Source organism: Thioalkalivibrio sp. ALJ12, assembly GCF_000378305.1.
GTDB lineage: Bacteria > Pseudomonadota > Gammaproteobacteria > Ectothiorhodospirales > Ectothiorhodospiraceae > Thioalkalivibrio.
Genome location: NZ_KB899538.1, coordinates 467,840 through 486,178, shown reverse-complemented (window position 1 = coordinate 486,178; position 18,339 = coordinate 467,840). Strand labels below are relative to the sequence as shown.

At 66.3% G+C, this 18,339-nt stretch carries 14 protein-coding genes; 5 read left to right on the top strand and 9 right to left on the bottom strand.

The window, feature by feature from the left end:
• Nucleotides 1-30 precede the first annotated feature (30 nt).
• Nucleotides 31-837: a phosphonate ABC transporter ATP-binding protein gene (gene phnC / locus F467_RS0102325; protein WP_018139773.1), complete on the bottom strand. Its 807-nt coding sequence runs from the start codon at nt 835-837 to the stop codon at nt 31-33.
• A 74-nt stretch (nt 838-911) separates the two neighbouring features.
• Nucleotides 912-1,766: a phosphate/phosphite/phosphonate ABC transporter substrate-binding protein gene (locus tag F467_RS0102320; RefSeq protein ID WP_231362268.1), complete on the bottom strand. Its 855-nt coding sequence runs from the start codon at nt 1,764-1,766 to the stop codon at nt 912-914.
• Nucleotides 1,767-2,050: 284 nt separating this feature from the next.
• On the opposite strand from F467_RS0102320, the gene F467_RS0102315 reads away from it, so the two are divergent.
• A complete protein-coding gene (locus F467_RS0102315) occupies nt 2,051-3,202 on the top strand; it encodes an OprO/OprP family phosphate-selective porin (RefSeq protein ID WP_018139771.1) in 1,152 nt (383 codons plus the stop codon).
• 204 nt (nt 3,203-3,406) lie between these two features.
• Here F467_RS0102315 and F467_RS0102310 read toward each other — a convergent pair whose 3' ends face one another.
• From F467_RS0102310 to F467_RS0102300, 3 genes are all read right to left on the bottom strand, one after another.
• Nucleotides 3,407-4,486, bottom strand: a complete 1,080-nt coding sequence (locus tag F467_RS0102310) for an ABC transporter ATP-binding protein (RefSeq protein ID WP_018139770.1) — start codon at nt 4,484-4,486, stop codon at nt 3,407-3,409.
• Nucleotides 4,483-6,249 carry an iron ABC transporter permease gene (locus tag F467_RS0102305; RefSeq protein ID WP_018139769.1) on the bottom strand — a complete coding sequence of 589 codons (1,767 nt, stop codon included), beginning with the start codon at nt 6,247-6,249 and terminating at the stop codon, nt 4,483-4,485. The genes F467_RS0102310 and F467_RS0102305 overlap by 4 nt, the downstream gene beginning before the upstream one ends.
• A 108-nt stretch (nt 6,250-6,357) precedes the next feature.
• Complete coding sequence (locus tag F467_RS0102300; protein WP_018139768.1) at nt 6,358-7,443, bottom strand: ABC transporter substrate-binding protein; 1,086 nt, start codon at nt 7,441-7,443, stop codon at nt 6,358-6,360.
• 213 nt (nt 7,444-7,656) lie between these two features.
• On the opposite strand from F467_RS0102300, the gene F467_RS0102295 reads away from it, so the two are divergent.
• Nucleotides 7,657-9,066 carry a hypothetical protein gene (locus F467_RS0102295; protein ID WP_018139767.1) on the top strand — a complete coding sequence of 470 codons (1,410 nt, stop codon included), beginning with the start codon at nt 7,657-7,659 and terminating at the stop codon, nt 9,064-9,066.
• Between the two features lie 6 nt (nt 9,067-9,072).
• A complete protein-coding gene (locus tag F467_RS0102290; protein ID WP_369699444.1) occupies nt 9,073-11,193 on the top strand; it encodes a TonB-dependent receptor family protein in 2,121 nt (706 codons plus the stop codon).
• 208 nt (nt 11,194-11,401) lie between these two features.
• Here F467_RS0102290 and F467_RS0102285 read toward each other — a convergent pair whose 3' ends face one another.
• Nucleotides 11,402-12,130: a rhomboid family intramembrane serine protease gene (locus F467_RS0102285; RefSeq protein WP_018139765.1), complete on the bottom strand. Its 729-nt coding sequence runs from the start codon at nt 12,128-12,130 to the stop codon at nt 11,402-11,404.
• A 188-nt stretch (nt 12,131-12,318) separates the two neighbouring features.
• The gene (locus F467_RS0102280; RefSeq protein WP_026182238.1) at nt 12,319-13,824 is read right to left on the bottom strand and encodes a SulP family inorganic anion transporter; all 1,506 of its coding nucleotides are present in this window, start codon (nt 13,822-13,824) and stop codon (nt 12,319-12,321) included.
• 264 nt (nt 13,825-14,088) lie between these two features.
• Between F467_RS0102280 and F467_RS0102275 the strand changes: the two genes are divergently transcribed.
• Complete coding sequence (locus F467_RS0102275; RefSeq protein ID WP_018139763.1) at nt 14,089-14,577, top strand: universal stress protein; 489 nt, start codon at nt 14,089-14,091, stop codon at nt 14,575-14,577.
• A gap of 42 nt (nt 14,578-14,619) precedes the next feature.
• Here the strand turns inward: F467_RS0102275 and F467_RS0102270 are convergent, their stop codons facing one another.
• Nucleotides 14,620-16,122 (bottom strand): YdiU family protein, encoded by a 1,503-nt coding sequence (locus F467_RS0102270; RefSeq protein ID WP_018175078.1) that lies wholly within the window; start codon nt 16,120-16,122, stop codon nt 14,620-14,622.
• 139 nt (nt 16,123-16,261) lie between these two features.
• Here F467_RS0102270 and F467_RS0102265 point away from each other — a divergent pair, with 139 nt between their 5' ends.
• Nucleotides 16,262-16,765 (top strand): hypothetical protein, encoded by a 504-nt coding sequence (locus tag F467_RS0102265; RefSeq protein ID WP_018139761.1) that lies wholly within the window; start codon nt 16,262-16,264, stop codon nt 16,763-16,765.
• A gap of 49 nt (nt 16,766-16,814) precedes the next feature.
• Here F467_RS0102265 and argH read toward each other — a convergent pair whose 3' ends face one another.
• A complete protein-coding gene (gene argH, locus F467_RS0102260; RefSeq protein WP_018139760.1) occupies nt 16,815-18,251 on the bottom strand; it encodes an argininosuccinate lyase in 1,437 nt (478 codons plus the stop codon).
• Between the last annotated feature and the right edge of the window lie 88 nt (nt 18,252-18,339).

Genomic DNA, 18,339 nt, shown 5'->3' with positions numbered 1-18,339 from the left:
TGGGTTGGTTCCGTGAAAGGTCTGGGCGCGTCAGGAGGCAGAGGCAGCGGTTGCGAGAGGCACTTCCTCCCGCGGGTCACCATCCACCCGGACCTCGCCGTGGTAAAGCGATTCGAGGCTGCCGGTATCGAAATCGGAGATACGCCCCTGGAGCTGGATCTTGCCGGCCTTCATGCCAAGCAGGCGGTCGCCGTACTCACGAGCAAGGTCCAGCTGATGCAGGGTGCATACCACGGTCATGCCCTCTTCCCGCACGATCTCCCAGAGCAGGTCCATCACCTCGCGCCCGGATCTCGGGTCGAGGCTGGCGACGGGTTCGTCCGCCAGGACCAATCGCGGGGCCTGCATCAGCATGCGTGCAATGGCTACTCGCTGCTGCTGGCCGCCGGAGAGCGTGTCGGCACGCTGGCCGGCCCGATCGGCGAGCCCTACTCGGTGCAGGCAGTGCATCGCGCGGTCGCGCTCTTCCTGCGGTGCCCAGGGGGAGGCCAGTGCCATCACGCCCAGTGGCTGGCGTCCCAGCGCACCGAACAGGACGTTCTGCAGGACCGACAGATTGGCGACCAGGTTGAACCGCTGGAAAACCATCCCGACGGAGCGGCGTACTTCCCGCAAACGGCGTCGGCCAGCGGTGGCGATGTCGATGCCAGCGACCTCGGCGGTGCCGGCATCCGGCCGCTCGAGGCCAATCAGGCAGCGCATCAGGGTCGACTTGCCGCAGCCGTTCGCCCCGAGAAGGACGGTACCTTCTCCGGGGGCGACCTCGAAATCGAGACCGCGCAATACATGGATCGAGCCAAAGTGCTTGTGCAGATCCTTGACTACAATGGGGTTCATCACATCACTCCACGGAGCGAGGACCCGATGCCCAAGGGCACCGGGTCTCCTGCTGCAAATGTTGCTGCCGGGGCTTAGTTCAGGCGAATGCCAACGAGATCATAGGCCTCGGTGATGAGGTCGAATTCCTCTTCGGTGAGGTCATTGACGAAGCGGGCATTGGTGTACTTGTCACGACGACCCGGCCCGAGTATGGCCTCCATCAGATTTTCGGCATCGGCCATGATCTGCTCGTTGACATGGGCCACACAGGCCTGGTCGAGGCCGCCGCGGGCGACAAAGGCATCGCGGGGCATGGTGTCGCTCTCGGCAATGACGCGGTAGTCGCCATTCGGGTCGCGCTCCTTCAGACGCGCAACATCACGCACACCGGATCCCATGGCATCCACGTCGCGGTTGATCAGGGCCTCGAAGCGCGCGCCATCCAGCAGGTGTGTGTTCACGTCACGATCAAGGTCCAGACCCGCATTCACCAGCATCCAGGACGGCACGATGTGGCCGGTGGTCGATCCCGCATCTTTCAGCGCGATGTCCTTGCCGCGCAGGTCTTCCAGCGAATGGATATCGCTGTCGGCATGGACCACGAAGGCGGTGCCGTACTCGGCGCGCTCGAGACCGACCATCAACTGCACATCCTGACGTGAGCGCATCACCGCGTACTCGGACGGGCCGGCCAGGATGATGTCGACCTGGTCGAACTGCAGTGCATTGACCGCGGCGGTGCGGTCACTAACCGGGAAGAACTCGATCCTGGATCCCACGGCATCGCCCAGGGCCTCGCCGAACGGGCCAAAGGTGCGAACCATCTCTTCCATACCCTCGATGCCGGTATCGGCAAAGCGCAGAGTGTCGGGACAGGGGTCAGCCTGAGCGGAGGCCGAGACACCGAGGGTCAGGCTCATCGTCAATGCAAGTGCAGTCTTTTTCATGGTCTCTCCATGCAGGTCACGAGGGGGCGGTGTGCCGACCATCAGGGTCCGGCGATTCGAGGCGCTACCCTGCCTGCCCCACGTTGCGCTCACGTGGCTTCCGCATGACAAGACCGTGACAAATGAGCCGCGCGCCCCCCCTGGCCGGATGTCACCAAATCGAAGCCCGCATGTAACCGCCCTGCCATACCCCACCACTAGGGTGGCATCCCTCCTGCCCGGCGCCGGTCTTCGGCTACCGGTCCGGAATATCCGAACAAGCTTTCGATTACAGGAGGGAGTACATGAAAGCCGTCAGATACACCGTAAATACTTCGCTGATCCTTGGGCTGGGGATCGCGATCAGCGCCCCGGCCTCGGCCGATCTGACATTCGATCCGCGCGGACGCCTGCACCTCGATGCCGCCTTCCACGACACCGACAACCTTGAAGACGAGGCCTTCCAGGACGGTTTTCTTGTGCGTCGGGCACGCCTGGGCGGCAGCGGTTCTCTCATCGGGAACTGGGGCTACCAGCTGGAGTTCGATTTCTCCGGTGGAAGCATCAGCTACAACGACCTGAAGGTCACCTACGACACTGATGCCGGCACCTGGCAGTTCGGTCAGTTCAAGGTGCCCCAGGGCATGGAGCAGCTGACCAGCTCCAATCGCATGACCTTCATCGAGCGCGCATCCTCGCAGGTCTTCACGGATTCCCGCCGCATCGGCCTGGGTTACGGCCAGTCCGGCGACAACTACCACTTCTCGGTGATGGGCTACTCCCACTCCATCGAGGGTGATCCCGATGGCGACGCCCCCCTGGGCATGGCCGGCCGTGTCACGTTCAACCCGATCCGGGGTGACCAGACGATCCATCTCGGCGCCTCGCTCTCTCACGAGGCCTTCTCCAGCAACGCGCGCGAAGGCAGCGTGCGCTTCCGGGATCGCCCGGAGTCGCGTCCGACCGAAGGCACCCGCCTGATCGATACGAGCTCGCTGGACGCGCGCTCCACCACCAAGGCCGGGCTGGAGTTCGGTTTCCTCAGCGGCCCGTTCCATGCCAGTGCCGAGTACCTGCAGGCCGAGGTGGATCGCGATTCGGGCTCCGACCTCACCTTCAACGGCTGGCATGTCCAGGCCGGCTACGTCCTGACCGGCGAGACCCGCGGCTACCGACCCACCGGCTTCCGGACCATTGATCCGCAGCGCCCCTCCGGTGCCTGGGAGATCGCCGCGCGCTACAGCTCGGTGGACCTCGGCGATGCCGACATCCTGGGCGGCGAGCAGAACAACTTCACGCTGGGCCTGAACTACTACGTCAGTTCCAACCTGCGCTTCATGGCCAACTACGTGATGGTGGACGTGAAGGACAGCGACGCGGTGGACAGTCTGTCGAACGGTGCCTTCCGTGATGACAGCCCGAACATCTTCCTCGCCCGCATGCAGTACAACTTCTGATCTCCCCGTAGCCTCCTCGGGGGCCTTCGGCCACCGGACATCCCGTCCGGTGGCCTTTTTTGTGCGCTTGTCGAAACCACTCCGCTGGCGAGTGGAAGATTGGATGGCCCACGGGGCTGAACAATGGCGACACCTTGATAGTGGGACAGGCGAGCCTGTTCACGGCGCTTGCCAAACGCCGTCAAGGGTTCCGGGAAAGCGGAATCAGGCCGCCGTTCGGGAATAGGCGCGCGCGCTATCCGCCGGAACCTCGATAGTCACCACCTTGCCTTCGTCAAAAGGATTTTCTGTATGAACGGTCAAGGGCGCGGCCTCGCTCTGACAGCGCAGGCGCCAGCCAGTGCCCTCGAAGTGGCAGCTCTGGACGCGGGCCCGCAGCCGATTGGCCCCATCGCCAGTGGTCAGGGTTAGCGCCTGAGGCTGGGCCAGCAGGAGTGCCTCGTCACCGACTTTTAACGCCTCGCCGCTGCTGGCCTCGAGCAGATGGCTGCCGCTGCGCACGCGGACCCGCCCGCCGTTCACGTCTTCCACGACCACGGGAATCCGGTTGGAGAAACCGACCAGACCAGCAACCCAGGGGCTCCCCGGATTGCGGAAGATCTCGCCCGAAGTCCCGCTCTGCTCGATGCGGCCGTCGCGCATGACCACCAGCCGGTGGCCCAGGGTCATGGCCTCGTGGAGGTCATGGGTCACATACAGCGCGGTGGTACCGATCCGGCGCAACAGGGCCGCGAGTTCGTCGCGCATCTGCAGGCGCAGCTGCGAATCGAGGTTGGACAGCGGCTCGTCGAGTAGCAGCAGCCGGGGCCGCGTGGCCAGGGCCCGCGCGATGGCGACCCGCTGCTGCTGCCCCCCGGATAGCTGGCGCGGGAGCCGATCTTCCAGCCCGCCAAGCTCCAGCAGCGCGAGCAGGTCCCGTAGCCGCGTGTTCCATTCCGCACGGGGAATGCGCCGGTGACGCATCCCGAACTCGATGATCTTGCGCACGTTCATGTGCGGCCATAACGCGAAGTCCTGGAAGACCATGTTCACCGGCCGCCGCTCCGGCGGGATATGGAAGCCGGGCCCGTTGACCTGGTGACCGCCGATCGTGATCGTGCCCTCGCTGGGGGTATCGAGACCTGCCAGCAGCCGCAGCAGGGTGGACTTGCCGCAGCCCGAGGCACCAAGCACGGCGATCACCTCGCCGGAGGCGATATCCAGGTCCACCGAGTCCAGCGCGATGCTGTCCTGGTAGCGGCGGGTCAGGCCGCGGATACTGACGTCTACGCTGTCTTGGTTCATTTCGCGTGGTCCTCGCTGACAAGGAAAAAGGACGGGAAGGCGCGTCGCACGGCCCAGCGGGCGGCGACGATAATCAGGGCGGTCAGGCTGCAGACGATCACGGTGGCGGCGGTGGCCCAGCCGTACTCCACGGTGCGGAAGGCTTCGTCGATGATCACCGGAATGGTCGGGTAGCCCGGGGGCTGCAGCATGATGGTGATCGCCAGGTCGAAGACGCTGGTCGCGAACACCGCCAGCGTGGCCGAGAGGAGGCCGGCCAGGACCATGGGCATCAGGATGCTGCGCAGGCGCGTGAACAGCCCGGCGCCCTGCAAGGCGGCGCTGGCCATGAACGACCCCGGCGTCTGCGACATCGCACCGAGCACGATGCGTACGGCGATCGGGACCGAGGCCGCGGCCGAACACAGGATGATCGCCCAGGGACTGCCGTAGACCTGGATCCCGAGATCGGCCAGCCAGCGCTGATTCCACATGAAGATGTAGCCCACCGCCAGGACGATCCCCGGCACCGCCAGCGTAACCGTGGAGGCGACGTCGATGAACTGCTTCATGCGGTTGCTGCTGAAGGCCAGCAGGTAAGCGGCGAGAAAACCGACCACCATCGAGATGCCCGCGGCCGTGAAGGCGATGAAGAAGGAATTCCGCAGCGCCGGCAGCAGGGAGGATCCCTCGGACAGGACGTCGATGTAGTTGTTCAGCGTTAGATTGCCCAGGGTCAGGCCCTGGCTGTAGCGGTCCATGAACGAGACCGAGAGGCTGGTTCCCAGCGGTGCAAAGATGGCCAGCGTCAGGAATACCAGGTTGATTGCAGTCAGCAGCGGCCACAGTCTCGGCTTCGGGCGGTTGCGCGGCGCCGCGGCCGCGGTCAGAAAGTCGCGACCGCCGTTGCGGAGCACCCGGATCTGCAGGGCAATGGCCGCCCCGACCAGGCTCACCAGCACGAAGGACAGTACAGCAGCACCTTCGAAGGATACGGGAACCGTCGCGACCTCCGCCCGAATGTTGTAAGGGATCAGCGGAAAGCTGAATACCGAGAGAAAGGCCGCCGGCAACCCGAAGTCGCCGATGCTGTCGACGAATACCAGGATCGCGGCGGAGGCGAAGGCCGGAATCAGCAGTGGCAGACGCACCCGCCACAGGGTCTGGACAGCGTTCGCGCCGCACAGCCGCGCTGCCTGTTCATAGCGCGAGACATCCCATTGCAGGGCCGCGCTGGTCGCCAGATAGGCGAGCGGAAAGTTGGTCAGCGCCATCACCGTGATCAGCCCCGGCAGGGAGAACACGAAGTCGTTCACCCAGTGCATGCCGAGCTGGGCGGCCGTGCCACTGCTGCGCGAAAACAGCACCCAGCCCTGGGCGATGATGAACGACGGCATCACCAGCACGAACCAGGCGGCGAAATCGATCAGGCTGGCGGTGGGGAAGCGGTAGTTGTGGCGGATCCAGGCGAGACCGGCGCCGATGATAGTCCCGAGCACCATGGTCCCGGTCGCCAGCAACAGGGAGTTGGTCACCGAAGTACGCCAGAGCCGGCGTTCCCAGAGATCCCGGAAGAGCTGAAAATCCCCGAGGGTGAAATCGCCGAGATAGAGGCGCGGGAACGCCAGGTGCAACAGCATCGCGGTCAGCGGCAGGGCGACCAGAATCAGCAGCGCCCCGGTCACCAGCCAGACCACCAGGGAATCACTGGCCGGCAGGCGGCCCATCAGACGGGCAAGCGGCGACGGTGTCGGGGCGATCGAACGCACGGGGACTGAGGTCATCGGATTTCCTTGGGCGTATGGAGCCACGCCCGGGTCGCTACAAGAAGAAGGGGCCCTGCCGTGTCCCAGCAGAGCCCCATTACTGCATCCGGCAGTGGAGGGGCCGGGTTACATCACCTGGTCAGCGAACCAGCGCTTGATCTCGGCTTCTACCTCGCCCATCCAGACGTAGTCGCTGAAGACGTACGGAGTTTCCCCGTCCAGGAAATCGTTCGGCGGCAGCAGTTCGTTCGGCGAGGCGTTGCGATTCACCGGCTGGAAGAACTTGTTGCGATGCTCGATCTCGGTCAGGTAGTCCTGCGTCTCGGCGGAAAGCAGCCACTCGACGAAGGCACGGGCGTCGTCCCTAACGCTCGTGTCGGCGGAGATGCCAACGCCACGGGCCGCGCCCGGCACACCCTCTTCCGGGTATACGATGCCAATGTCCTCGCCCTTCTCCACCTCGCCGTAGGTGTTGGGCTCTTCCAGACCGGCCACGCAAAGCTCGCCGGTCATCAGGGCCTCGGCCACCGGGCTGTTGGAGCGGTACATCCGCACACCGTTGTCGAAGACGTCCTGCCAGAATTCGTAGCCGGCATCCATGTCATCCTCGAAGAACGAGGCCACGTAGGGATAGGCCGGGCCGGAGATGTTCGGGTTGGGCATCCCGATGCGGCCCTCGAACTGTGGATCGCGCAGGGCGTCCCAGCCGGTGATGTCCTCGGTCCCCTCGCAGCTCGGGTTGTACGCGAGAAGGGCCGGGGCACTGATGGTGACCGGCCACCACGAGGCATCGGGGTGACGCTCGTAGATCTTCTGGGCCTGCTCGGTATAGTCGCTGACGGCCTCGGGCTGCCAGTCGTCCTTCAGGAGGATGCCGTCCTCGTGGAGCCGATGGACACTGCCGTGACCCATCACGTAGACCACATCCCACTGAGGGTTCACGCGCTCGGCCTCGATGCGGGCGAGGATCTCGCCGCCACTCATGTCGACGATCTGCACGTCGATGCCGGTATCCTCGGTGAAACGAGCGGCGATCGAATCACCATGGTCATGCAGATAGACCGTCAGGACGTCGTCGGAGAGCGCGACTTCGCCGGCATCGACATCATCGGCATCGATCGCCTGCCCAGCCATGGCGGTACCACCGCTGAATGCAGCACTGATGGCCAGCACCAAGGGGGCCAGACGAGCGGAAGGCTTCAAATCTTGCATGTCGGGTTGCTCCTGTCTTGCACGAATGGCGCACCCACGCTACGCGGAGCGGATGACGAACCCGTTGCACTCGTATGAAGTTTTGTTAACGCACGCGGGAGGCCCGAGACCCCCTCCGATTGAACCGCTACCCGTGTGCGGAGTCAGGAGTTTCAGTAGGGTTTGGTCCATACAGTTCGGGCCGGAACATTCGCGAGAAGGGGATACAAGACCATGAAGGCAGCCTTTGCACCGCTGACAGCGGCCATCGCTGTGACACTGGCCACGACAGCACAGGCCGCTCCGCTCGGAATTGCTCACGGGCTCGATGGCGAGGACCGCGTGCTGGTGCATGCCGACGGGATGACCGCCGATGATGCGTTCATGACGCTGGGGGCACTGACGGTCAAGGGCCGCCTGATGCGCGACAGTGAGTTGGGGCATGACGACTACCGTCCGGAACTCGCCGATGGCCCGATGCGGGAGATCGGCGAGACCTGGCTCGGCCTGCTGGATACGGTGCACGGCAAGCTGGTAGATGAAGGGCGCATCCGCGCACAGTCCGGCAGTGACGACGAGGCTGCTCCGGCGGCCTATGCCGATGCCGCGTATCTCTACCATATGCATCACAGCGGGGGTCGCTTCGAACACCTGGGCCTGTACGACGAGATCACCCACAACCCGGCACCGCTGATGTCGGCGCTGGCGGACCACCTGGTCAACGAACGCTACGCCGACGGCGAGGTGGCAGCGGCGAATGACTCGGGCACCGATGCCCTCGCCTTCGGCCTCGACGCCCTGCACGGCCCCGCATACGCCTGGGTGCGCCAGCACAAGCCGGGTGGCGAGGACGACATGGGGCAGCTGGAGCATGAGACCCTCGCGGGCTGGCTGGGCCACTCGCGCGACGACATGGTCGAGATCGCCCGGGCCATGGCGGACACCGCCGACGCGGCCTGGGATGATGATGCCGGGATGTTTGTCCGCGACCAGGGCGCGGAGTGGTCGGTGGATCAGGTCGGGGCGCTGCTGCGTGGCCTCAAGGGGGTCTACGAGACGCTCTACCTGTTCGGGGATGCGGACGATCAGGGGCGCGCCGAGACGCTGGCGGACCGCACTGCGTCCATCACCCGCGCCATCGTGTCCGAAGACGGGCCGATCCGCGACTGGGGCCTGCCCGCACACATCGCGTTCGAGGACGGCGAGGCCCGTGCGGCCTCCGACCACGTCGACGTCGCCGCGCAATGGCGGTTCGTCCACCAGGTCACCGGCGGCTTTTCCCTGCTGCGCGAACGCGAGGGGACCGCAAAGCTGCTGAGCGAGCGGGCGCCGGAGCTGGAAGGCGAACTGGGTGCGGCGATTGACCGCCTGCTCGAGGGCGCGCTCGAATACCAGCTCGAGTCCACCATCGTCCCCACACGCCTGGCCTACGAGGATGGGTCGGTGACCGACCCGACCGTGACCACCCGGTCCGTCGCGGCCTTCATGATGGCCGTGGCCAATGGCTACCGTACGGGCGAGGTCTTCGACCGCCCAGGGTCCTGGGGCGACGACGAGGCGCTGGCGGAACGCAGCCGGGCGCTGTACGACGCCTTCCTCGATCATGGCGAGCTCCTGACCCAGCAGCTGATCCTCCGGGACTAACGCGCGATGCCCAGGCGACCGGCAGACGGGCAGACCCGGAGCCTCAGGGGACCGGTCGCTCTGCTGCCGCTGTCCCTGCCGGTGCTGGGCCTGGCCGCTCCGACGGCCATCGCCGAGGACGACGTACCCGTGCTCGACCCGGTCGAGATCACGGTGACCGCGCCCAGGCTGGCCACGCCGCTGGCGGACCTGCCGGCGGCGGTATCACGGGTGGACGAGCGCCAGGCCACCGAGGGGCGTCAGGGCCTGCAGCTGGACGAGTCGCTGAATCGCGTACCAGGGCTGTTCGCCCAGAACCGCTACAACTTTGCGCAGGACGCGCGCATCTCCATCCGCGGTTTCGGCTCGCGCGCGCCGTTCGGGGTACGCGGGCTGCGCATCCTGCAGGATGGCATCCCCGAGACCACCCCGGACGGCCAATCGCAGGTGGACGCCATCGACCTGCTGAACCTGCGCGACATCGAGGTCCTGCGCGGGCCCAGCGCCGCGCTGTACGGCAATGCCTCCGGAGGCGTGATCTCGGCGCGCACCCGCGACGGGCGCGACGCGCGTGGCTTTGGCGGCGGAGTCATGCTGGGCAGCTACGGCTATCGCCGCGCCGAGGCCATCGCCGAGCAGGATCACGGGACCCATCGCTACTCCCTGACGGCACACGACTTCGCCATCGACGGCTACCGCGACCAGTCCACCGCCGAGAAGCGCTACCTGCGCCTGCACACCGCCTCGGAGCTGGAGGCGGGGACGCTGAATTTTCACCTGCGTTACCTCGATGCCCCGCGCACCGACGACCCCGGCGGGCTCACGCGCGAGGAGATGCGCCAGAACCGGCGCGCGGCCGCCCCGCTGGCCACGGCCCTCGACAGCACCCAGGAAGCCGAGCAGCTCACAACGGGGCTGCAGTGGGAGCAGTCGCTCGGCCCCGGCGAGCTGCGCCTGGGTGGTTTCTGGACCCAGCGCGACTACGCGCAGCAACTGCCATTTCCCGGCGACTCGCGGGTAGCCTACGAGCGCGACTTCTACGGGCTCAACGCCCAGTACGAACAGGACATCGGCCCGACCCGGGTGCTGACCGGGATCGACCTGGAGGAACAGCGTGACGATCGCACCCGGCGCTGTACGTCTGGTACTTTCGCACCAGGGCAGCTGGACTGTGACGAAGACGAAGTCGTTGGGGATCTGGCGCTGGACCAGCGCGAGCGCGCCCGCTCGCGCGGGGTTTTCGTGCAGACCGACACCGCGCTGGGGTCGGACTGGAACATGGTGCTCGGCGCGCGCCACGACCGCATCCGCATGTCCATCGATGACCACTTCTCCGACCGGGTGGGCGAACCGGATCGCTCGGATGCGCGGACCTTCCGCGAGACCAGCGCGATGGCGGGGCTGATCTGGCACTTCCAGCCGGACTACCGGGCCTACGTGAACGTAGCCACCAACTTCGAGACCCCGACCTTCACCGAGTTCGCGAATCCCGAGGGCGGGGGCGGATTCAACGCCGATCTCGACCCTCAGCGGGCACGCAGCATCGAGGTCGGGATCCGCCGCGAGACCGGTCGCCTGGCCTGGGATGCCTCGGTCTACGCGACCCGCGTGCGCGACGAGATCGCCCCGTTCGAAGAGCCCAACGTGGACGGTCGCACGTTCTACACCAACGCTGGCCGAACCGCGCGCAGCGGCTTCGAACTGGCGGTCGACTGGTCCGCGACGGAGCAGTGGACGCTGTCCAGCGCGCTCAGCCTGAACGATTTCCGCTATCGGGATTTCGTGGACCAGCAGGGCGAACGGCGCGACGGCAACCGCCTGCCCGGGCTGCCGCGCGAGCAGCTGTTCGTGGAGGCCGACTGGCGCCAGGGGCCATACTTTTTCACCATCGATGCGCTGTACACAGGCGGGCGCTACGTGAACGACGCCAACGACGAACGGGTGGGCGGACAGACCACGCTGAACCTGCGCGCGGGCCGCCACTGGCAGGATGGCAACGCCCATGTCGAGGCCTTCGTGGCCGCGAACAACCTGCTGGACGCGGACAACGTCGACAACATCCGCATCAACGACGGCAACCGCCGCTATTACGAGCCGGCCCCCGGCCTGACCCTGATGGCCGGCATGCGCATGACCTTCGGGCGCTAGAGCGCCACCACGCCGGACCCTGAGCCGTCATTGCGAGGAGGCGAAGCCGACGTGGCAACCTCCGAACGCTGGCAATGCGGTGCTTCCTGAGGGAGATTGCTTCGTCGGCTTCGCCTCCTCGCAATGACGGTGCCGTGAAGATGGACCGTAGCCGCTACGTCGCGGGATGCACCGAGCGCGACGAACGGCATCCAGAAAGGGTGCCCGGCTAATCGCGCCGCCCAGGCCCCTCCGGCGGTTCCTTCGGCTCGATCTCGTCGAGCCGCCCCTGTTCGATCTTGCGCAGGGTCTCGGGGTCGGTGGGGTCGTCGTCCTCCCAGTCGTGCCGCCGATACACCGGGAACGGATCTCGACGATAGAGGAACCAGCCACAGACCGCACCCACGACCGCGCCGAACAGGTGCGCTTCGAACGAGACCTTGGGGCCGCTGGGGAAGACACCCCAGAGCATGCTGCCGTAGAGGAACAGGATGATGATGGCCACCGCGATGGACAGCGCATCGCGCCGGCGGATCCCGATCACCACGGCAAAGAACATCAGCCCGTGGGTCAGGCCCGAGGCGCCAATGTGCAGCCCCTCGCGGGCGAACAGCCAGACACCCAGCCCCCCCATCAGCCAGATCAGCGGGACTGCAACGCGCGTGGCACGCGGAAAGCCGTAGAGCGTGAGCATGCCGAGCACCCACAAGGTCGGCACATTGGCGAGCAGGTGACCCCAGGAGCCGTGGATCAACGGCGAGGTGATGATGCCCAGCGCCCCGACCGCGTCGCGCGGCAGAATACCCAGCCGCGACCAGTCCCCGCCCAGCAGGTCGTGCAGGGCGTGGATCACGATCAGGACGGCGGCCCCCAGCATCGGCCAGAGCAGCGCACGCCGAATCCGCTCCTGCTCGACCCGGGGGTCGGCCGGAGGCGCCGGCCGGCGAAGATTCATCATCCGCCTAGCCTGCCATGCCTGGACAAGAGGTCCAATCTCTCCCATCCCCCGGCGCCGCCACGGGCACCGTCATTGCGAGGCCCCGCAGGGGCCGCGGCAACCTCCCGAAGCTTGCGCAGTGTCGGGGTCCGAGGGTTTCGGAGGGAGGTTGCTTCGTCGCTGCACTCCTCGCAATGACGGTGGCGGCATTAGTGCCCGCCCGGCCCCAGGTCGGCGCCCTTGTCGTGTTGCGCGAGCTTGTCGTGGAGTTCGCCGCTCTCGCCACGCGGCGTCCTGACTTCGACCTCCATGCCGTTGCGGCGGAACTTGCCGACGACCTTGTCGATGGCAGCCACCGCCGAGCTGTCCCATAGCGAGGCGCGCGTCAGGTCGATCTCGATGTGGTGGATGCCCTCGCGGTAGTCGAAGCTGTCGATGAACTTGTCCACGGCGACGAAGAACAGCTGGCCGCGCACGGTGTAGATGCGAGTCCGGCCGTCCTCCGACAGCGCACTGGTGACTTCGACGGCCTTGACCATCTTGCGCGCGAAGAAGATCGCCGAGAGCAGCACGCCGGCGAATACGCCCAGCGACAGGTCGTGGGTGATCACGGTGGTGCCGACGGTCACGATCAGCACGGTGGCGTCGGTGCGCGGCAGCTTGTGCAGGGTGGTCAGCGAGCCCCAGTCGAAGGTGGCGATGGAGACCATGATCATCACCGCGACCAGCGCGGCCATCGGGATCATCGAGACCAGGTCGCCGAGAAACACGATGAAGATCAGCAAGAAGATCCCCGCCGACAGCGTGGACAGCCGCCCCAGCCCCCCGGATTTGATGTTGATCACCGACTGGCCAATCATCGCGCAGCCCGCCATACCGCCGAAGCAGCCGGTGACGACATTGGCGATGCCCTGGCCCTGGGCCTCGCGGTTCTTGCCGGAGGGCGTGTCGGTCAGGTCGTCGAGGATGGAGGCGGTCAGCAGCGACTCCAGCAGGCCGACGATCGCCAGCGCGAAGGCGGTCGGGAAGATGATCTGCAGCGTCTCCCAGTTCAGCGGGATGTCCGGGAACAGGAACACCGGCAGGCCGTCCGGCAGCTCGCCCATGTCGCCGACCTCCAGCGTCGGCAGGCCCATGAAGTAGACCAGGACGCTGAGCACCACGATCGCGACGAGCGGCGGCGGCAGCAGCTTCGGATAGCCCGGGATCATCGGCAGGCCATAGAGGATGATCAGGCCGGCCGTGACCAGCGCCCACATGGTGGTGTCGCCATCCACCAGGTAGGGCACCTGCGACAGGAAGATCAGGATCGCCAGCGCATTCACGAAGCCGACCAGCACCGTGCGCGGGATGAACATCATGTAGCGCGCGAGCTTGGCCCAGGCGAACAGGATCTGGATGATCCCGGTCAGGATGGTCGCGGCCAGCAGGTACTGCAGTCCGTGCTCGGCGATGAGTGTCACCATCAGCAGGGCCATGGCCCCGGTCGCGGCCGAGATCATCCCGGGGCGCCCTCCGGCGAAGGCGATCACCACCGCCATGGTGAACGAGGCGTACAGGCCCACGCTCGGGTCGACCCCGGCGATGATCGAGAACGCGATCGCCTCGGGGATCAGGGCCAGCGCGACCACGATCCCGGCGATCAGGTCCGCGCGCACATTGAACAACCAGATCTTGCGCTGGCGGGAGAGGAAGTCTTGTAGGGTCTGCTGCACGATATGGTCCCCAATACCCATGCGCGCCGAAGCCGACATGCGTCGGGATCAACGGGTGAACGAACAGGTACCAGAGACTTGTGCGAAGTAGCCGGGCCCGGTTGCCACCAGTGGATGGCGCGGTTGCAAGCGGTTCAATGCCGGTACAGACTGAAACCGCCAGGAAAGGCGACAAAGTCTAGCACTTCATAAGCCCGTCCTGAAGTTTGCCGCCCCGCTCAAGCCTTTGCCGGGGCTCTTCCATGCGTTCAATTGGGGATCTTCATGCTGCAGCGCGTCATCATCGCCGTCGACTTCTCGCCCGCCTCTGCCGCGGCCCTGGCCGTTGCACGCCAGCACTGTCCGGGGGCGAAGAAGCGGCTGCTCTATGTGATGAAGCCGTCGGACGTGGCAGGGCCCAGTTCCGCTGGTGCGTTCAGTGGTGCGGGGTCGTCGCCCCTGAATGCAAAGGAAATGCGCCATTCGGCGGAAGAAAAAATCCGGTCGCAGTTGCAGGAGTGGGCGGAGGCAGATGACGAGGTCGCCATCGCCGTGGGCAGTGCGCCGGAGGAGATCTCCCGCCATGCCGAGGAATGGGGTGCGGACATGATCGTGATGGGCACGCGCGGTCGCAGCCAGATCGCCAGCATGCTCTCCGGGTCCGCGACCGAATGGCTGGTGCGCAACGCCCGCCTGCCGGTGCTGGTCGTGCACGACGTGCCACTGTCCGACTCGATGAAGGAGAAGCTGCCACCCGAGGGCGCGGTCAACTAAGCCCTCCCAGGGGCCGTAGCGCAAAGGCCGATCAGGGCACCGTCAGGAGGAGCAGCTCAGCTGGATGCCGGCGGCCCAGGCGGGCGGCAGGTCCGCGTAGGCCTCGTGCTCGGGCTGCTCGTCGAACGGACGCTCAAGAATGGCCTGCAGCCGCAGCAGCTCGGAGGTATCGCCCGCCTCGGCCTGCTCGATCGCGGCCTGCGCCAGGTGGTTGCGCAGGATGTACTTCGGATTGACCGCGTTCATCGCCGCCCGGCGTGCCTCGAACGGGCGGGCCTCCGTCTCCAGGCGCGCCTGATAGCGCGACCACCATCCGCGCCAGGCGGTCGCGTCCTCCAGCTCGGCCTCGAGCTGTTCGCGGATCTCGGGCTGCTCCAGATCCGGCAGCTGGCGGAAGAAGCGCGTGTAGTCGACACCCTCCGCGGCCATGCGTGCCAGCAGGTCGTGGATCAGCTCCAGATCCCCTTCGCGTTCCTCCACCAGCCCCAGCTTCCCGCGCATGCGCGTCAGCCAGGCCTGCTCGAACCGGGGCATGAAGTCCACCAGAAGTGCCTTGGCCCGCTCGATCGCGGCTTCGCGGGTGGCGTCCTGGAAATGGATTACCAGGGTCTCGGCCAGACGGATCAGGTTCCACTGCGCGATCGCCGGCTGCTGGTCGAAGGCGTAGCGGCCGCCCTGGTCGGTGTGGTTGCAGATGTAGCCCGGGTCGTAGGCATCCAGGAACGCGAACGGGCCATAGTCGATGGTCAGCCCCAGCAGGCTCATGTTGTCGGTATTCATCACCCCGTGGCAAAACCCGACGGCCTGCCAGTCGGCGATCATCTCGGCGGTGTTCGCGATCACCTGTTCGAGCATCGCGGCCACCGGGTCGTCGGCGTCCGCCAGCTCGGGATAGTCGTGCGCCAGCGCATAGTCGATCAGTTCGCGCAGGCGTTCGCTGTAGCCGCTGTAGTGGAAATACTCGAAGTGCCCGAAGCGCAGGAAGCTGGGTGCCGCGCGCAGCACGATCGCCCCCGGTTCCACGCGCTCGCGCAGGACCTGCAGGCTGGAGCCGAACAGGGCCACCGCGCGGGTGGTCGGCACGCCCAGTGCGGCCATCGCCTCGGAGATCAGGTACTCGCGGATCGAGGAACGCAGTACCGCGCGGCCGTCGGCGCCGCGCGAATAGCGCGTGCGGCCAGCCCCTTTCACCTGCAGTTCCCAGTGCTCACCGGAGGTGGTTCGAACCTCGCCCAGCAGCTTTGCGCGTCCGTCCCCCAACTGCGGGACAAAGACGCCGAACTGGTGCCCGGCATAGACACTGGCCAGCGGGTCGGGGCCCTCCATCGGGTGTCCTTCGGTGCAGGCCCCCAGCCAGGGCTGGCGGGCCAGGTCGGTCGCGGCCAGCCCCAGGCGCCGGCACATCTCGGCGCTGGTCGCCAGGCACGTGGCATCCGGGAACGGGGCCGGCGCCGGACGGTCATAAAAGGCCTCCGGCAGACTCGCAAAGCGGTTCACCCATTGCAGTTCGGGTGTGCTGGGCGCTGGGGCTTCGGCGCGGGACATCGATACCTCGGCAGATCGCGGCTTCAGGCGTTATGATGCGCGACGTTTCGATTTTGCACCTTTGGGCCCACACAGCCCGGGTGTTCCGTCACGCGGGCACGGCTTTCATATGGTGTGCCCCTTTCCCGGGAGGAGACTCGTGACCGAAGAACAGGACAACAAGAATCAGGGTGGCCTGAAGAACAGCGAGCGCCTGGCCTGGCTGGGCTTCATGCTGTTTTTCGTCATCATCCTCGCCATCTACATCGCCCGTGCCACCGGGCTGGAGCAGGATGTGACCGAGGCCCAGCGCGAGCTGTACCAGACGCAGGTGCAGCTACAGGAATACACCCGGCACGAGATTCCGCGCCCGGTCGAACTGGGCCTGACGAACGCGCACATCCAGGACCTGCAACGCCGCGGCATGGCACGCGCCGAGGAGCGCCTGCGTGCAGATCTGATGGAACATCCGGAGCTGATCCCGCACGAGGCGGAGGGTGACGAGGGCTTTGCGTTCCGGCCCGACGGCATCCACGTGCTGAACCACCGCTGGGTACTGGCGAACTTCGAGGGCGACGATGCCCATGGCCAGGTCCTGCTCGGCTACGAGGTGGTGCACGGTAACGTGATGTGGGAAGTGATCGACTCGACGCTGGCCTACTGACGATCCTGGTAAATCAGGTGGTGCGCCTTCGCACCACCTCGATCGTGTCTCAGCCCATCGTGCCCGCAAGGTGCTCGCGGGCGACCGCGACCTGGCGCCGGACCTGCTCCGGGGCGGTGCCGCCGGTCAGGTTGCGAGCAGCGGCCGACCCCTCCGGCGTCAGCACCGTGTAAACATCGTCGCCCACCGCGTCGCTGATGGCCTGCAGGTCGGCCAGCGGCAGTTCCGCCAGATCGACCCCACGATCCTGCGCCACCCGTACCGCACGACCCACGACCTCGTGGGCATCACGGAAGGCCACACCCCGCCCGACCAGGTAGTCGGCAAGATCCGTTGCCGTGGCAAAGCCCTTGCGCGTGGCGGCCAGGGTGTTCTCCGCACGCACCTCCAGGTTGGGCACCATGTCGGCAAACGCGCGCAGCGAGCCGAGCAAGGTATCCACGGTGTCGAACAGCGGTTCCTTGTCCTCCTGATTGTCCTTGTTGTAGGCGAGCGGCTGGCCCTTCATCAGGGTCAGCAAGGACATCAGGTGGCCATAGACCCGGCCGGTCTTGCCACGCACCAGCTCGGGCACGTCCGGGTTCTTCTTCTGCGGCATGATCGACGAGCCGGTGCAGTAGCGATCCGGCAGGTCGATGAACGCGAACTGCGCACTGGTCCAGAGGATCAGCTCCTCGGCCTGGCGCGACAGGTGCATCATCAGCGTCGCCGCGGCGGCGGTGAACTCAATCGCGAAGTCGCGATCCGAGACCGCGTCCAGCGAGTTGCGCGTCACCCCGTCAAAGCCCAGCAGCTCGGCGGTGTACTCGCGATCCAGCGGATACGGTGTCCCGGCCAGCGCGGCCGCGCCCAGCGGGAGGACATTGACCCGCGCGCGGCAGTCGACCAGGCGCTGGGCATCGCGCTCCAGCATCTCGTACCAGGCCAGCATGTGGTGCCCGAAGGTGACCGGCTGCGCGGTCTGCAGATGGGTAAAGCCGGGCATCACCGTCTCGGCCTCGCGCTCGGCCAGATCCACCAGCCCGCGCTGGTAGGCCCGGACAAGGCTCAGGATGTCGTCGATGGCGGCGCGCAGCCACAGGCGGATGTCGGTCGCCACCTGGTCGTTGCGCGAACGGCCGGTGTGCAGCTTCTTGCCGACATCACCGATCCGCTCGATCAGCCGCGCCTCGATGTTCATGTGCACATCTTCGCGGCCGATCTGCCAGTCGAACTTGCCGGCGGCGATCTCGTCGCGGATGGCGTCCAGCCCCTGCAGGATCTGTTCGGCCTCGGCGTCGGTCAGCACGCCGACCTTGGCCAGCATGCGCGCATGCGCCTGCGATCCCTGGATATCCTCCCGGTACAGGCGCTGGTCGAACTCGACCGAGGCGGTAAAGCGTTCGACAAAGGCATCGGTGGGTTCGGAGAAACGGCCGCCCCAGAGCTTGGCCTCGCCCTCGGGGGCCGGGGCCTGTGGCTTGTCGCGTGCGGAATCCTGCGTCATGGTGCACCCTGAACCGGGTTGGAAAGACACGGAAGTATAAGGGAGACGCGGCACAGTGTCCCCCGACCAAATACAAGGATGGACGGCA

Bases quoted from the DNA above. Each gene is read 5' to 3' on its own strand.
- phnC (WP_018139773.1), bottom strand. From the start codon at position 837: ATGAACCCCATTGTAGTCAAGGATCTGCACAAGCACTTTGGCTCGATC.
- F467_RS0102320 (WP_231362268.1), bottom strand. From the start codon at position 1,766: ATGAAAAAGACTGCACTTGCATTGACGATGAGCCTGACCCTCGGTGTC.
- F467_RS0102315 (WP_018139771.1), top strand. From the start codon at position 2,051: ATGAAAGCCGTCAGATACACCGTAAATACTTCGCTGATCCTTGGGCTG.
- F467_RS0102310 (WP_018139770.1), bottom strand. From the start codon at position 4,486: ATGAACCAAGACAGCGTAGACGTCAGTATCCGCGGCCTGACCCGCCGC.
- F467_RS0102305 (WP_018139769.1), bottom strand. From the start codon at position 6,249: ATGACCTCAGTCCCCGTGCGTTCGATCGCCCCGACACCGTCGCCGCTT.
- F467_RS0102300 (WP_018139768.1), bottom strand. From the start codon at position 7,443: ATGCAAGATTTGAAGCCTTCCGCTCGTCTGGCCCCCTTGGTGCTGGCC.
- F467_RS0102295 (WP_018139767.1), top strand. From the start codon at position 7,657: ATGAAGGCAGCCTTTGCACCGCTGACAGCGGCCATCGCTGTGACACTG.
- F467_RS0102290 (WP_369699444.1), top strand. From the start codon at position 9,073: ATGCCCAGGCGACCGGCAGACGGGCAGACCCGGAGCCTCAGGGGACCG.
- F467_RS0102285 (WP_018139765.1), bottom strand. From the start codon at position 12,130: ATGATGAATCTTCGCCGGCCGGCGCCTCCGGCCGACCCCCGGGTCGAG.
- F467_RS0102275 (WP_018139763.1), top strand. From the start codon at position 14,089: ATGCTGCAGCGCGTCATCATCGCCGTCGACTTCTCGCCCGCCTCTGCC.
- F467_RS0102270 (WP_018175078.1), bottom strand. From the start codon at position 16,122: ATGTCCCGCGCCGAAGCCCCAGCGCCCAGCACACCCGAACTGCAATGG.
- argH (WP_018139760.1), bottom strand. From the start codon at position 18,251: ATGACGCAGGATTCCGCACGCGACAAGCCACAGGCCCCGGCCCCCGAG.